We start from the raw sequence: 14,822 nt of genomic DNA on the forward strand, positions 1-14,822 counted from the left end.
TGCGGACCGTTCTTCACTGGTGCGGATGGGTGGAGCGGGCGCGGCGGGTCCCGCGTTGCAGTGCGGAAATGGCCGAGCGCACCGCGTCGGGCGCCCGGCCACGGATCGGCGGCGGGGGCGCGACCTGATCGATCGCGGATTCGTCCGCGTCGACGCGTAGTTCGGGTGAGAGGTGACTGAGCCGGTCGCGCCGCGGCAGCGCGGGACGAGTGTCGGCGGCGATCGGATGACCGGCCACCGATACCGGCCGATGGCCGTTGCGACCGGTGTGCACTGCGTGTGGCTCCGCTAGTTCGGCCACTGCCCGGGCGGATTCGATCGGTTCCGGCAGCGCGACCCCGGCGATGCCGTCGGGGCGCGATACACCGAACACCCCGGGCACTCGCTGGACGGGACGCCGCGCGGCCACGGGTTCCATTGCGGCCGTAATGCTCTCGTCGCCGCGTTCGAGCATCGCCCACGGCAGCAACACGATCGCCCGCACCCCACCGTAAGCCGACTCCTGCAGTGTCACCGTGATCCGGTGCCGGTCGGCCAGCCGACTGACCACGAACAGGCCCAGGTGCCGGTGTCCGGCCAGCGCCATCTCGTGGAACTGCGGCGGCTGCTCGAGCAGGGCGTTGAACCGGGCCCGTTCCTCGAGATCGATGCCGATACCCTGATCGTCGATCTCGACGACCACGCCCTTGCCGACGGCGGCGCCGTGCACCGACACCGCGGAATCCGGCGGGGAGAAGGCGGTGGCGTTGTCGACCAGTTCAGCCAGCAGATGGATGACGTCGGCCACAGCCGTGCCGGTGACGCTCACCGCGGGCAGCCGCACCGCGTTGACCCGGGCATAGCCCTCGGTCTCCGAGACCGCACTGCGCACGATGTCCTCGAGCGCGACCGGATTGCGCCAGCGCCTGCCCGGCCTGCGGCCGCCAAGGATGAGCAGGTTCTCGGCGTTGCGACGCGCGCGGGTGGCCAGGTGGTCGAGCTGGAAGAGCAGTTCGAGATTCTCCGGATCGTCCTGGCGGGCCTCGGCGACATCGAGGATGTCGAGCTGACGACGCACCAGGGCCTGGCTGCGGAAGGCGATGTCGAGGAAGACCTTGTTGAAGCCGTCGCGGGTGCGCGCCTCCTCGGCGGCAGTGGCCATGGCGGTGCGCTGCGCCAACGAGAACGCCTCGGCCAGTTGACCGATCTCGTCGTGACCCCGGTCGGCGACCGCGGTCTCGGCCTCGACGTCGACCTGTTCGCCGTCGTGGATGCGGGCGATGATCGCGGGCAACCGCTCCCGGGCCAGGACCAGCCCGGCGGAACGCAGGGCCTGCAACCGGCGGACCAGGCGCCGGGCCAGGACCAGCGAGACACTCAGCGCGGCGAGGGTGACGACCAGCATGATCGCGGTGGCGATCCCGAGCCGCCAGAGCATGGTGTCGGCGGCAGCGGCAGTCAGATCGACGGTGACCCGGAACTGATCGCGGACCACAGCCATCATGCGCGTCGCGACCGCCTTCTCCGCGGCGGACCACTCCCCCTCCGGTGTCGACATCTCGCCGCGTTCGGCCATCTCGTTCTCCGCGACTTCGGCCACCCGCCAGTCGGGCCCGGTGGTCATGGCGCGCAGGCTCGCCCGCACTCCCGCCGGAAGCAGCGCATCCACCGCCGTCAACTGGTCACGGTAGACGCCGATCGCCTCTCCGAGAGTGCGCCGCTCGGCCGGCGCCCGCATGCCGCGCGCCAATCCGGCGGACACCAGGCCGACCACACGGGCATGACTCTCGGCCACCTGCAACAACGCCAGCGAGTTCAGTTCGGCGTCCATCGTGGTCATGTCCGAGGACTTTTTCCGGGCGCCGTCGCGGCCCGCGCCGAGCAACGCGGCGACGAGATCGCTGTAGTAGCGGTCGATGTCGCCGGTGGCGGCGCGGCCGCTGTCCACCGACTCCCGAATCGTGGTGATCTGCCCGATCAGTTCCGCCAGCGCCTGCACAGATTCCGCGCCTGCGTCCGCATCCATGTTCTTGGCGGTGGCGGCGATGCGAGTGGTCTCCTGGATGGCGCGATCGGTGTCGTCGCGTCCGGCGCGCAGCCCGGCCGCGCTCGCGGGAGACCGGTCGACGGCGGTGAGGCTGGCCAGGCGCTCGGACTGCACCGCGGTGACGAACCGCAGCAGCGGCTCGATCACCCCGCTGCGATAGTCCGCCCACTCCTTGACCTCCTGAGCGCGGATCGCGACCAGGCTCACCGCGACCACACCGGTGCCGAACAGCACCATGGACGGGATGAGCGCGATGGCCAGCACGCGGGTCCGCACACTGGCACCGAAGCGCGCACGCAGACCACGGGGGCGTTCTGGCCGGTGGTCGTCCGCGCTCGGATCCGGTGTCGCCGTTGGCACTGGCGGTTCTCCTCGGTGCAGGGCAGCTCGCAGAGCCGGTGGGGTGGATATCCGGTGGCGGGCGCGGCCCGCCCCGGTCGTGCGTTACTGGGGGGTGAGGTAGGCCGACGGACCGTCGTGGAAGATCACGCCGGTGTCGGCGGCGGGCCTACCCGTGGCAGTGATGCCGCCGTCGGCGCCGATGTCATAGGTGTGCACCCGCGCGCTGCCCTGCATGGTGAGGGTGTCGATCACATACAGCTGTCGTTCCCCCGGCCCGAGCACAACACGGCCGGGTAGGGTGCCTGCCGGAGCGGGGTAGGGCGAGCCGGGCAGCGCACGCAGCGCGCCGTCGGCGCCGATGCCGAAGCCGTCGATCTCTCCCCCACTGGAGGCGGGCAGATACATGCGTCGCGAGTCGGCGGTGATCGCGGTGCCGTGCGGGGTGCCGCCGGTCGGGTACGGCGAACCGGGCGCGGGTGAAAGCCTGCCGTCGCGGGCTATCACATAGCCGGAGACATTGTCGGTGCCTTCGTTGCTGATGTAGAGAAAGCGCCCATCCGGGGTGACGGTGGGCAACGCGGGACGTTCACCGGTGGCCAGCGGGGCACCCAGCGGGGACAGCGAGGCATCGGGCCCGATCGAGAAGGCGGCGACGGTGCCCGCGACGAAACTGCTGACGAACAGCGTGCGCGCGTCGGGAGTCAGGACCGGCAGGCTCAGCGCGCTCATCCCTTCCACCCGGGTGGGCGGCGCGCCCGTGGGTACCAGCAGTCCGTCGGCGGTGATGTCGAAGGAGCGCACCTCGTTGGCGACGCCGCCGATGGTGGCGAACAGCCGCCTGCCGTCGGGCGTGATCGTCACACCGATCACCGGTTCACCGAACGCCCTACGACTGCCCGCGATCTCGCGCAGCGATCCGTCGGCCCCCAGGTCGTAGCCGATGATCGAGCCCGACACCACGTGTCCGGTGTAGACCCGGCGACCGTCGGGGGTGATCTCGAGGGTGAGCGATCCGGTGTCACTGGCGAACGGCGCCCCCGGGACCTGGCTCAGACCACCGTCGGCCGCCACACGCAGAACGCCGATGTTCGATGATCCGGTGCCTGCGACGAGGAGGTACCTCGGCATCTCCGAGGCGGGATCCGCGTGGGCGAGAGTCGGCAGCCAGCTCAGCGCCAGGGCGGCCGAGAGCGCCAGGACGACGCGGCGCGAAGGGGTGACAGTGTCGACGAACATCTTCGGGCAGTACCTCCATGTACTTCGAGCGGACAAACATCGCTCGGAACATGCACAATATAGTATGTGTCACATCTCGGGTAGCTTCCGGACCGAATTGGACGCAGAGTATAAATGCCCTCTGAACTGCCACAATTCCCAGCGGGGTTCATCATGATCGATCACAGTTCGGAGCTGGCTGCATATTTTATGTGGGATTCTCCCTCCTGGTGTGCACTCCGGCACACCAGAGCTCGACGAGGAGATCCGCCGATGCCCAGGCCGTTCCGCGGGAACCGCGGCGCCATGACAACTCTGCTCACCGTCCTGCTGTGTGCCTCAGGCGCCGTGGGACCCGCCGCCCCCGCCTGGGCAGCCCCCGCGCGGCCGCGGTTTCTGATCACCGCGGGCACCGCGTCACTGGGGATCAGCGTGCTGCGGATCGAGCGCGACACCACGCTCACCCCGGCGCCGGGCAGTCCGTTCCCGACCGGTTTCGGCGTGCTGTCGCTGGTCGCCTCGGCCGACGGGCGCACGGTATATGTTCCGCACGCTGGCGATTTCGGCGTCTCGGGCTACCGGCTCGACGACAACGGCGCCCTGACTCCCATTCCGGGCGGGGCGGTAACCGTCGGCGGACCGCCCACTTCGGCCCGCCTCTCCCCTGACGGCACTGTCCTGTTCGTCGTCGTAGGCGGCGTGCCGGGGCATGTCGAATCGTTCACGGTCGCGCCGTCCGGCGCGCTCACCCCGACCGGCGCGTCGCGGGTCGCCGTCGAGGGGCTCAGCGCGGTGGGCATGGCCGGCGTCGATCCCAGCGGCCGATTCCTGCGCGTAGCCACCTACATCGGCGACACCGTGTCCAGCTACGCCGTCGGCGCGGGCGCCGCCCTGACCCCACTCGGCACACAGACGGTGCGGTTCGGCCCGGTCGCGCCGGGCTACACCCCCGACGGCCGGTTCCTGTATGTCAGCAACGAATTCGGTTTCGACGTGTCCGGATACGCGATCGCCAACGACGGCCGCCTCACCCCGACCCCTGGCTCCCCGTACCCGACCGGCGGTGTGCCGCACGGCGCCGTGGCGAGCGCGGACGGTAGCCGCCTGTACGTGCCCAACGCGGTGGGCTCATCGATCGCCGGTTTCGCCGTCGGCGCCGACGGCGCGTTGACCCCGCTGCCAGGCTCGCCGTACCCGGCGCCCGCGGGCACGATGCCGGGTCAGGTCGCCCTCGATCCCGACGGGCGGCACCTCTACCTAGTGGACGTGCTCACCGCCCAGATCACAACACGGGTGCACACGTACACGATCGGCCCCGACGGCGCGCTCACCCACACCGGTCGCGACCCGATCGACACCGGTGTGTTCATGTCGGACGGACCGGTCGCCGTCCTGACCCGCTGACCCCACACCGACGACGAGCGGCGGCGCGCACCAGGCCGGTGAGCGCCGCCGCTGCCGCATGCCGTCGGTCTAGGCGGTGTTCTTCTGCTCCTCCGACCACATGCCCTGCCTCTCCAGCATGGCGATGAGTTCGTCCGCGCCGGACATGATGTGGTCGCGCATGAGTGTGGAGGCCGTCTTCACGCGCCGCTTCTGCAGCGCCTCGAGAATGGCCGGATGGAAATGCAGGGTCTCGTTGGCGTGGCCCTCGATATTGCCGTAGAAGCGGTTCGGCAGCTGCTTGACGATCGAGCCGAGCAACATGGCCAGCCTGCGCGAATCGGCGGCCAGATTGATGGTGCGGTGGAATTCGTGGCCCAGTGCGACGATCCGCTCGGAGTCGTTGTCCCCGGCCATGACACGTTGCTGCTCGGCCACGACCTCGGCGAGGTGGTCGAGCTGACGCTGGGTGATGGATTTGGCCGCGCGCCCGGCCAATTCGCCCGCTAGGGTGGCCTGGGCCCAGAACAGATCGCGCACGTCCTGCCTGCTGAACGCCGCGACCATGAACCCGCGCCGTGGCACCAGCTCGACGAATCCCTCACCGCTGAGAAGCAACAGCCCTTCGCGAACCGGCGTGTTGGAGACGCCAACCGCCTCGGCGATCGGTTCGGTGCGCAGGAATTCGCCGGTGCGGACCCGACCGGAGATGATGAGTTCGCGCACGTAGGTCGCCACGTCCTCGGAAAGCTGCTGACGCTGGGAGTTCATGCGGCGAGGCAGCCCCTGCGCAGTCGATTCCATGGGGATTCGATCCTTTCCGTTCGGCCGATCTATGCATTATGCCTCACGTATTACCGAGCAGATGGCACCGGCGAACCGATGACCACACCGCACCCCGGAAGCGGCGGCGGCCGCAACGAGGCCGTTCCCGGAGCGTTCGGCGCCGCCCACGACCGCAAATGATATATTATGCTTGATGTGGCCACGAACAATGGAGTTGGTGGCCCGCCCAATCGCTCTCTCGCCGACCTCGCGAAGGGTTCGCGGACATGAACGTGCTGATCGAAATGACGGCCCTGTGCCTGACCAGACCCACGCGCGACGCCGGCGCGGAGGCCGCGGCCGCGTGGTACGCGGCCAAGGCCCGTCTGCACGACCATCTCGCCGGATCGGGCGGGCCCGACAGCGCCCTGGAACGGCAGCTCGCCGACTCCGCCCGCCGGCGAGCCCGGCAGCTGGCGGGTACCTGACACCCTGCAGAGCGCCCCAGGAGACGACAGTGCGCGAGTTCCCCCTGATCCTGCCCCCGCCGCTGGCCGAGTCCTGGGCGTGGCAGCGCCACGCCACCTGCCGCGCCTACGATGTCGACGTCTTCTACGACAACGGCAACGAACCACGCAAAGTCCTGCTGGCCAAGCAGATCTGCCAAGGCTGCCCGGTTCTGACCCATTGCCGCGACTACGCGGTCGAAGCCAACGAGCCACACGGCATCTGGGGCGGAATGACCCCACGGGAACGCAACCGCTACCGCTGGCTCAACTATCGGCCCCGCCGACCGGACCTCCCGGTCAGCGCAACGCCCGACGCCTGAACCCTGCTGTGCGGGTCACCCGCCACACCTGCCGCCGACTTTTACGGTCGCGACGCGACCCTGTTCGCGCGTTCGTCGCCGAGCTCGACGGTGACAGCGCGATCCGCGCGCTCGCCGGAGATGACGAGCCCGCTCGTGCGGTAGCGGTGGGCCGTCCCCCGGGCGCCGGCCGCCGGTTCGATGCCCGGCTGCGTCCGCTGGCCTCACCGCGAGCGGAGCTGCTGCTGTTCACCGCACCGCGCCACACCGATCGCGCTGCCGAGGCCAACCGACTGGACGCGTCGATCCTCCGGCGCTGCAAGCGATCCGGTCTGGTGCGGCTCCCGCTCGACGAACCCGCCGGACCCGATCGCCGAACTGAACCGCGCCCCGGGCGATCGTCCCGCCTTTTCCGCGGGGCACGCTGCCGCGACATCGCGGCCGGGCTCGGCGTGCGGACCCGGCCGGTGCATCCTCTGCTGTCGGGATCCACCGGCTCGGATTGCCGCACGGTTGGGCTCGTTACGGTGTCGCGATGAATCGCGATCCGTTCGGGAGCCGGAGAATATCAGCGCGCCGGTTCCGTCGCCCCGTCTCGCGGCGCGGTTCCGGCCTGCCCCGACGCCGGAACCGCCGGCTCGACCGCGGCACTCGAATCCCGGGTTCCGGCCTGCGGCACCAGCAGGACGATGACGGCGGCGAGGATTGCCGGGACCGCGAAGGCGTAGTAGTTCCACTGGCTGCTCAACGCCGAACCGAGGATCCAGCCGCCCATCATCGGCCCCAGAATGGATCCGATGCGCCCGAGCCCCATCGCCGCGCCGACGGCTGAGCCGCGGCACGTGGCCGGGAAGTAGGCGGCGATGTATCCATAGGTGAGGGAGCTGCTGCCGATGGAGCCGAGGCCTGCACCGGCCACGGCCGCCATGAGCACGGCCGTGTCGGCCTTACGGCTCAGTACCAGCAGCGAGACCGCTCCGATCAGGAAGAACGGCACCAGGATTCGCTTGGATCCGAAGCGGTCGGCAAGCAGCGAACCACCGAGCATGCCCGCCACCGCGCCGACCTGCAGCACCAGCAGGAATTGCAGCGAGGAGCCCAGCGCGTAGCCTGCCTGTCGCATCAGATGCGGCAGCCAGGTGTTGAGGCCGTAGCCGATGAGCTGGGCGCAGAAGCAGACCAAAACGAACAGCGCGAGAGCGGGCAGGTAGCGGGCGGTGAGCAGCTCCCGGAACCCCGCGGCCGGTCGCGCGGCGGGTCCGGCCGCGCGGGCGCCCAGGTCGGCCCGGGCCGCCTCCAGATCGAGGCCGTAGGCGCCGGCCAGCTCGCGAGCCTCGTCGTCGCGGCCGCGGGCAAGCAGATAGTTGACCGACTCCGGCAGCCAGAAGTACATGACCGGCAGCACGATCACGCACAGCGCGCCGACGCCGTAGAGAACGCGCCAGCCGTGGTCGGGCAGCAGCGCGATGGCGACCAGGGCGGCGACGATGCCGCCGACCGAGTAGCCGGTCAAGGTCAGGCCGTTGTAGATCTGCCTGCGGTCGCGCGGTGCGTACTCCATGGTCAGCGCGACCGCCGAGGGCACGACGCCGCCGAGCCCGATGCCGGTGATGAACCGTGCGGCGCCGAGGAATTCGGGTGAGGTGGCCAGCGCGCAGATCGCACAGCCCAGCGAGAACCACGCCACGCCGATCATCATGATCCGCCGCCGCCCGATCCGGTCGGTCAGCGGACCGGCGACCAGGAAGCCGACCATGAGGCCGAACAACGTCCAGCTGCCGATCAGGCCGGCGGTCGCGGTCGTCATCCCCCAGCCGGGCTCCTCGAGCAGACTGGGCACGGTCGCGCCGTAGACGATCAGATCGTAGCCGTCGGCCACGATGGTCAGGAAACAGAGCAACACCACGATCAGACCACTGCGTGGGTGCCGGACAGTACGGCTCATGCCGTCCTCCTCGGGGAAATGCGCGACGTGGGTCGGGACCACACCGCAACCGCGCAGCGACCGGAAACTCCTGATACCTCTCAGGCGGCCGTGCGATCCGGATCACAATAACGCACAATATATGATGCTGAGTACATTCCGGGAGAATTTGCCGCCAGGCCGGGCAGGACAGCGACGAAGGTGGCGCTCTCCCCGGGGACGCCAGCCTGCGCGTTATTTGCGCAGGTCAGGGTGTTTGCATCACAACGAGACTAAGGAACGAAGAAGACCCCAGGTGACGGGTCGTAGGTTGGCGCCCTCCCTGCCACCCACGCGAGCGGGCGCTGTCGGTACTGGGCACCGAATACGGTGCGACGGCAACACCGGGCACGCGGCGGCCCGCGCGTGCACTGGACGAACTGGACCGACGGCTGGCCGAGTTGATCCGCGAATACCTACGTCAAGTCGCGGAGCGCGCCGAACGGTAACCGCAGCCGCAACAATACTTCGCAGATCTCGCCGCGCTCGACGACACCCTGTCGATTCCGCCTGGCTTCAATCGGACGGCCTTCAAAGCGGTACAGCATGCCGTCGCTACGCTGGCAACTGACGCTTGCCGTCGCCACAGCGATGGCCATCAAGCGCAAGGAGACAGAAATGCACGGCGACTCCTGCGGTCCACCGTAATTGTTCGGCCAGCGCCGCACCAGTTGCCGCGAAGCCGGTGACAACGCTGACCACTCCGGGCGGGACCCCGGCGTCGAGCAGTATCCCTCCCAGCACGAGTGCGGAAAGCGGTGCTTCTTCCGATGGCTTCAGCACGCATGTGCACCCAGCCGCCAGAGCGGGTGCCAGTTTCGTCGACATCGCGATCAGGGGCGCGTTCCACGGCACGATCATCGCGACCACGCCGACCGGTTCTTTGTAGGTGGCGCCGTGTATTCGGCGGTCGGACGGGCCGATGTCGGTCGTGCTGCCGTAGATCTTGTCGGCCCAGCCCGCGTAATAGCGGAACTGGTTGGCGGCCTCGGTGACCATCAGCTGTGCTTGTGACACTGGCATCCCGACGTCGCGACTTTCGACAGCTGCCAGTTCGTTAGCGCGCTCAGCCATCAGATCCGCTGTCCGCCAGAGGATCATGCCGCGTTCGGCACCGGAAAGGCGGATCCAACGCTCGTCGTCGAATGCCCGCCGTGCGGCTCGTACGGCGTCGTCCACGTCCGCCGCCGCGGCCTCGGCTACCCGAGCGGTCACCTGCTCGGTGCCAGGATCAATGACCTCGAAGTCATCGTGCTCGGCAGCAGAAACCCACGCAATGGCACAGGCCCGAAGCGACGAACCGGACGTGGACCTCGCCGAAGCCGGGCTCGTCGACCTCCAGCTCGCGCAGCTCGAGCTCGGTGCTTCCCGCATCGATCACTGCTGCCAGCGTTTTCACGCCGTCACCACGTGTTCGGCGGGACCGCGCAGCGAAGCGGCGCTGGTGATCTCCGCACCGCCCGCGCGCAGCTCGGCCCAGTCGGTCGGATCGTGGCTGATCCAGACGGTTGTTCCGGGCTGGGTGGCCAGTAGTTTGATCTTCTGCAAGGAGCTGTGCTTGTTCGGCCGGTCGACATCGAACGGCATGCCGATGGTCAGGTCGACGTTGTCCCACTTGTGCGCCGCGTCGCTGGTGAGCACGAGCGTGCTGTCGTCGGGCATGCGCAGTTTCAGACCGAGCGTGCCGGGGGTGTGCCCGCGCAGCGAGAGCAGGGTGATGCTGCCGTCACCGATGAGGTCGTGGTCGTAGCCTGCGGGAACCTCGTTCCAGGCAATCTTCTGCGCCGCCGCGATGTCGTCCTCCCGGAAGAAGGCCGCGTCGAGGTTCGAGGGCGTCTTGGCGTAACGCAGTTCACCGGCGCCGATGAAGCCCTGCGCGTGCGGGAAGAGATCGAGTCCGCCGGTGTGGTCGAAGTGCATATGCGACAACACGACCCGGCGGACATCGCGGGTGGTGTAGCCGATGGCTTCGATCTGGCGGTCGAGCCGGTACTCCTCGGGGAAGTCGATCCGGAACGCCGCGGCGAGCTCGCCGTAAGCGACGGCCGGGTCACCGGCGCCCACGGTGGCCAGACCGGCGTCGAAGATCAGCAGTCCCTCGTCGTGTTCTATGAGAAACGTCGGAGCCGGGATGGTTTCCTGCACACCGCCGGACCCGAGCATCAGAATGCCGCAGTCGACAGTGAGTTGCGGTGCGTCCAGTGCCCACACGCGGCGGACGGGCTTCGGTGTTGCCATGGGGACTCCAATGTCTTGCCGAGGGTGCCCGGGCGACCCGAAGGGACCGCTAGGCATTATGTATTGTGCATTTTCGATCGCACCGATTCACCAGCATGACACCACGCTTGTGTCCTGGGTCACAGGCTGACACGCATACTATCTTCGCGCTCATCGATTTTCAACAGACGAGTTGATTTTGCCTCTACCTGCAATAACATGGACGACTAGCACGCTCTGCCGACCGGCGCAGACACTCACTGCCGAGAGCTCCACGCCGGACCCAGTCGAGAGGGTCGCCGCCAGCTTCTCGCCAAAATTGACAATATTTCGTGCACAATCTCGTAGGCTGCTGTCGGGCACAGCCTCTGGTCCGAACTCTCGTCGATCCGGCATCCCGTTCCGAACCGCCACTCCCCTCCCATGGCAGCCCCGCCGCCTTCACCTGGAGCGCGCGGCATTCTCCACAAAGCAAGGAAGACCCGATGAGTTCACACCCAACCCCCGTCACCGCCGGTCGCGACCGACGTAGCCAATTCGCGGTCGTGCTGTTCTGCGCGTTCCTGAACATGCTGGACGGATACGACGTGCTGGTGATGGGCTTCGCGATGCCCCACCTGCCGGACGGTTTCGCCTCGAAGGCGCAGAAGGGTTACCTCGTCAGCGCCGCGCTCGCAGGGATGGCGGTCGGCGCGATAGGGCTTGCCCGGTTCGCCGACATCTACGGCCGTCGACGGGTCCTGCTGGTCGGCCTCGCGGTCAACACCCTAGGGCTCGCGGCCTCGGCGCTGTCCACGAACTTCGAGTCCTTGCTGGTGACACGGTTCGCCACCGGCATTGCCATCGGCATGATCAGTGTCGTGATCGTCGTGCTCGGCCAGGAGAGCGCCCCAGAAAACCGCCGCAGCATCGCACTCGGCATCGTGATGATCGGCTATCCGGTCGGCACGATGCTGGCGGGCTTCGCCGGCGCGGGACTCATCACCTGGGTCGGTGGCGCCTGGCAGGGCATGTTCTGGGTCGGCGCCGTGCTCGGCGCGTTGTCGCTGGTAGTGACTGCCGTCTTCCTGCGTGAGTCCCCCGACTTCCTGGCTCGCCGGGCTGCCGCGCCGCGAGAGCGCGAAATCCTACTCCCGCGCGCGAATTCGCTTCTCGGGCACGCGCTGCGCACACGCACGGTGCTGCTGGCCGGAGGATATTCGATGCTGACCGCCGCCTACTACTTCGTGGGGACCTGGACACCGCAGCTGATCAAGAACGCCAGCGGTGACGCGGGCAGCGGCGCGCTGGCCGGCATCATGATCGGACTCGGTGCGGTGATCGGCGGTACGGCTTTCGGCGCGGTCGGACTGAGGTTCGCCGGCGCTCGCATAGCCGCGGTGACCTCGCTGGTGGCGGCCGTCGCGATCGCGGTGTTCGCGGTGACCCTGCGCGGGCCGCTCGCGCTGACGACGGCGACCGTGCTCGGCGCGGCGATCTACGCCGCGCTGACCGGCTACACCGCGACCTCCACAGCGGTCTACCCCGTCCTCGCACGAGCCAAGGGATACGGGGCGATGATGGGCGTCGGACGCGCCGGGGCGATTCTGTCGCCGATCGTCGCGGGGTATGCACTGAGTGTGCTGACCCCGCGCACGATGTACCTCGCGGTCATCGTCCCGTTGATCATCGCGGCGGTCACGGCGGTGGCACTGTCGCGCGTCCGCCGCGTCGGCGACGCCGCGGTGGGGGTGCCGGTGCCGGGAGCTTCCCCGGCTGCGGCGGATTCCTGAATCGCCGCCGTCCTCGCGACCTCGCTCAGGATCCGGCGGTGAACATACCGACCAGGGCCCCGGACACCTCCTCGGCGAATTCCTCGACACCGAGACCGCTACTGGCGTCGAACCATTCGCCGATGAGGGCCAACCCACCCAGGGCGAGGTTCAGGGTGATGTGCAAGCGGTCGGCGGAGATGACCTCCGGCGCGGTGGCGAGTTCGTCGACCACGGCACGAAAGATCGACGTCTGCTCTCGCCGGAGTTCGTCGCGCCGCTGCTCGAGCGCCTGGATCGGCACCTGGACCTTGAGGAAGAGCGGAACGAATTCCGGATACTCGGCCAGGGTGATGACGGCTTCTTCGCGGAACATCCGCCGGAGCCGGTCGAGCGGTGGGCCTGCCGATTCCGCGATGACCCGCAAGCGGGGAAACACTTCGGCGGCCGCGTGCTCCATGCAGCGGAGGAAGAGTTCCTCTTTGGAGGGGAAGTAGTAGTAGAGGCTGGAGCCACGCATGTCGAGGACGGCACCGATGGCCTCGAAGTTGGTTGCCTCATAGCCGCCTTCGGCGAACAGCCGCGCCGCGGTGTGCTCGATCAGCCGGACGCGTTCGGCACGTTTGCGCATGGCCCTGGTCCGGGGCTCGCCGGCACCGATGCGCTCGGTACCTACGTGCGGCGCGCTCAACAGCAAACCTCCCTGTCCGACCGGGTACGCCCACGCTGTCGAGGCGATCCCCACACTGCGGCGATTCCACCGAACCTTACACTGCGGCAGCTTGCCACCGTCCAGCATAATATATAATCTACTCCGCTATAGAATTTCTGGTTAGTTGAAGAGAGCTGTTCGCGGCTCTCCGCCGACCGTCACACCGGCAGAAGGTGGAATCGTGGAAATTTCCAGCGTGGACGTCGCGCACCCCGACGACGTGCTGATCGGAGGAACCTTGCGGCCCGCCACCGGGGATCGCTACACCATCGTGTCGCCCTCCACCGGCCTGCCGGTCACCGTCGTGCGGCACCCGTCGGTTGCTGACGGTATCGCGGCCATCGATGCCGCCGACGCGGCCCGCGAGACCTGGGCACGCACCGGCCTCGCCGAGCGGATCGCGGCGACCGCGCGCTGGTTCGATCTCCTCGACGCCCGCGCCCCGCAACTGGAGGTGGTGTGGGCAGTCGAGGCAGGAATGCCGCTGCGGCACGGCCGCGCTTTACACCGGTTCGGCACGACCGCCGCATGGCGCTCGGCAGTCGGCAATGCCGAGGCGATATTGCGCGAGGACCGCCGTTCGTCCGAACTCGGCGACGTGCTGCTACGGCGGGAACCGGTCGGGGTGGTGGTGGCGATCCTGCCCTACAACGGCCCCGTCGTCACGATCGCGTCCAAGGTCGTTCCCGCGCTGCTGGCGGGCTGTCCGGTGGTGATCAAGGCAGCGCCGGAATCCCATCTCACGATGGCCCTGGTCGCCGACTGCGCACTGCGGGCGGGCTTTCCCGCCGGTGTGGTCAACATCGTGTGCGGCCCGGTCGAGGTCGGTCAGGCCCTGACACGTGATCCTCGGGTCGATCTGGTCTCGCTCACCGGCGGGCACGTCGCCGCGCAGGACGTCCTTGCCGCGACCCACGGACGCTACGCGCGAACCCAGCTCGAACTCGGCGGCAAGTCGCCGGCGCTGATTCTCGACGACGCTCCCCTCGACCGGACACTGCGGGCCCTCGTGCCCGGCGCCACCAACGGCACCGGTCAGGTCTGCGCCTCGCTGTCGCGGATCCTCGTCTCCGAGCGCCGCCACGACGAGGTGATCGATAGTCTCCGCTCCGGCTGGGAGCGGTTGACCATCGGTGACCCGCTCGACCCGAAGACCCATCTGGGTCCGCTGATCAACGAGGCGGCGCTGCGGCGCACCGAGAATTTCGTCGCCGCGGCCGAAGCCGATGGCGCGCGACTGGTCACCGGCGGTCGCCGGCCCGACCATCTGAGCTGCGGATGGTTCCACGAACCGACCTTGTTCACCGGTGTCGGCGAACACTCCGACCTCGTGCAGCGAGAAGTGTTCGGGCCGGTCACGGCCGTGCAGGTCTACCGCGATCTCGACGATGCAGTGCGTCTGGCCAACGCGACAACCTTCGGCCTGTCGGGCGCGGTGTTCACCGCCGACACCGCCCTCGGTGTCGAGGTGGCGGGTCGCATCCGCTCCGGCGCCGTCGCGGTCAACTCCTTCGGCCCCGCGATGAGCGCGCCGTTCGGCGGCGTCGGCGCCTCCGGCTGGGGCCGCGAATCGGGACCAGAGGGAATTCTGGGATTCACCGAACTCAAGCAGATCCTCATCGGGGCGTGAACCCGTGACC

At 68.5% G+C, this 14,822-nt stretch carries 13 protein-coding genes; 5 read left to right on the forward strand and 8 right to left on the reverse strand.

Going from position 1 to position 14,822, the window contains the following annotated elements:
• Positions 1–13: 13 nt before the first annotated feature.
• Together ACFV2O_RS10625 and ACFV2O_RS10630 are read right to left on the reverse strand one after the other, a co-directional pair.
• Positions 14–2,302 carry a nitrate- and nitrite sensing domain-containing protein gene (locus ACFV2O_RS10625; RefSeq protein ID WP_379251629.1) on the reverse strand — a complete coding sequence of 763 codons (2,289 nt, stop codon included), beginning with the start codon at positions 2,300–2,302 and terminating at the stop codon, positions 14–16.
• Positions 2,303–2,470: 168 nt separating this feature from the next.
• Positions 2,471–3,604 carry a lactonase family protein gene (locus ACFV2O_RS10630; protein WP_379251630.1) on the reverse strand — a complete coding sequence of 378 codons (1,134 nt, stop codon included), beginning with the start codon at positions 3,602–3,604 and terminating at the stop codon, positions 2,471–2,473.
• A gap of 252 nt (positions 3,605–3,856) precedes the next feature.
• On the opposite strand from ACFV2O_RS10630, the gene ACFV2O_RS10635 reads away from it, so the two are divergent.
• Entirely contained in the window at positions 3,857–4,987 is a 1,131-nt protein-coding gene (locus ACFV2O_RS10635) for a lactonase family protein (protein ID WP_379251631.1), read from the forward strand.
• A gap of 69 nt (positions 4,988–5,056) precedes the next feature.
• Here ACFV2O_RS10635 and ACFV2O_RS10640 read toward each other — a convergent pair whose 3' ends face one another.
• The gene (locus ACFV2O_RS10640) at positions 5,057–5,770 is read right to left on the reverse strand and encodes a GntR family transcriptional regulator (protein WP_379251632.1); all 714 of its coding nucleotides are present in this window, start codon (positions 5,768–5,770) and stop codon (positions 5,057–5,059) included.
• A gap of 248 nt (positions 5,771–6,018) precedes the next feature.
• Between ACFV2O_RS10640 and ACFV2O_RS10645 the strand changes: the two genes are divergently transcribed.
• The gene (locus tag ACFV2O_RS10645; protein WP_379251633.1) at positions 6,019–6,219 is read left to right on the forward strand and encodes a hypothetical protein; all 201 of its coding nucleotides are present in this window, start codon (positions 6,019–6,021) and stop codon (positions 6,217–6,219) included.
• Between the two features lie 29 nt (positions 6,220–6,248).
• On the forward strand, positions 6,249–6,560 hold the full coding sequence (locus tag ACFV2O_RS10650; RefSeq protein WP_244892134.1) for a WhiB family transcriptional regulator: 312 nt from the start codon (positions 6,249–6,251) through the stop codon (positions 6,558–6,560).
• 547 nt (positions 6,561–7,107) lie between these two features.
• Here the strand turns inward: ACFV2O_RS10650 and ACFV2O_RS10655 are convergent.
• From ACFV2O_RS10655 to ACFV2O_RS10670, 4 genes are all read right to left on the reverse strand, one after another.
• Positions 7,108–8,484: an MFS transporter gene (locus ACFV2O_RS10655; protein ID WP_379251634.1), complete on the reverse strand. Its 1,377-nt coding sequence runs from the start codon at positions 8,482–8,484 to the stop codon at positions 7,108–7,110.
• Between the two features lie 573 nt (positions 8,485–9,057).
• Positions 9,058–9,717 (reverse strand): aldehyde dehydrogenase family protein, encoded by a 660-nt coding sequence (locus tag ACFV2O_RS10660; RefSeq protein ID WP_379251635.1) that lies wholly within the window; start codon positions 9,715–9,717, stop codon positions 9,058–9,060.
• Between the two features lie 31 nt (positions 9,718–9,748).
• On the reverse strand, positions 9,749–9,901 hold the full coding sequence (locus tag ACFV2O_RS10665; RefSeq protein ID WP_379251636.1) for a hypothetical protein: 153 nt from the start codon (positions 9,899–9,901) through the stop codon (positions 9,749–9,751).
• Positions 9,898–10,740, reverse strand: a complete 843-nt coding sequence (locus tag ACFV2O_RS10670; protein ID WP_379251637.1) for an N-acyl homoserine lactonase family protein — start codon at positions 10,738–10,740, stop codon at positions 9,898–9,900. Before ACFV2O_RS10670 ends, ACFV2O_RS10665 begins: the two co-directional genes overlap by 4 nt.
• Positions 10,741–11,204: 464 nt before the next feature.
• On the opposite strand from ACFV2O_RS10670, the gene ACFV2O_RS10675 reads away from it, so the two are divergent.
• Complete coding sequence (locus ACFV2O_RS10675; RefSeq protein WP_379251638.1) at positions 11,205–12,491, forward strand: MFS transporter; 1,287 nt, start codon at positions 11,205–11,207, stop codon at positions 12,489–12,491.
• Between the two features lie 25 nt (positions 12,492–12,516).
• Here ACFV2O_RS10675 and ACFV2O_RS10680 read toward each other — a convergent pair whose 3' ends face one another.
• Positions 12,517–13,161 carry a TetR/AcrR family transcriptional regulator gene (locus tag ACFV2O_RS10680; protein ID WP_364436919.1) on the reverse strand — a complete coding sequence of 215 codons (645 nt, stop codon included), beginning with the start codon at positions 13,159–13,161 and terminating at the stop codon, positions 12,517–12,519.
• 202 nt (positions 13,162–13,363) lie between these two features.
• Here ACFV2O_RS10680 and ACFV2O_RS10685 point away from each other — a divergent pair, with 202 nt between their 5' ends.
• Positions 13,364–14,812 (forward strand): aldehyde dehydrogenase family protein, encoded by a 1,449-nt coding sequence (locus tag ACFV2O_RS10685; protein WP_379251639.1) that lies wholly within the window; start codon positions 13,364–13,366, stop codon positions 14,810–14,812.
• Positions 14,813–14,822 lie beyond the last annotated feature (10 nt).

The sequence above is a fragment of the Nocardia sp. NPDC059691 genome (assembly GCF_042733915.1).
Taxonomy (GTDB): Bacteria; Actinomycetota; Actinomycetes; order Mycobacteriales; family Mycobacteriaceae; genus Nocardia; species Nocardia sichangensis.

Coding starts and splice junctions, on each gene's coding strand:
- ACFV2O_RS10630 (WP_379251630.1), bottom strand. CDS start 3,604: ATGTTCGTCGACACTGTCACCCCTTCGCGCCGCGTCGTCCTGGCGCTC.
- ACFV2O_RS10635 (WP_379251631.1), top strand. CDS start 3,857: ATGCCCAGGCCGTTCCGCGGGAACCGCGGCGCCATGACAACTCTGCTC.
- ACFV2O_RS10640 (WP_379251632.1), bottom strand. CDS start 5,770: ATGGAATCGACTGCGCAGGGGCTGCCTCGCCGCATGAACTCCCAGCGT.
- ACFV2O_RS10645 (WP_379251633.1), top strand. CDS start 6,019: ATGAACGTGCTGATCGAAATGACGGCCCTGTGCCTGACCAGACCCACG.
- ACFV2O_RS10655 (WP_379251634.1), bottom strand. CDS start 8,484: ATGAGCCGTACTGTCCGGCACCCACGCAGTGGTCTGATCGTGGTGTTG.
- ACFV2O_RS10670 (WP_379251637.1), bottom strand. CDS start 10,740: ATGGCAACACCGAAGCCCGTCCGCCGCGTGTGGGCACTGGACGCACCG.
- ACFV2O_RS10675 (WP_379251638.1), top strand. CDS start 11,205: ATGAGTTCACACCCAACCCCCGTCACCGCCGGTCGCGACCGACGTAGC.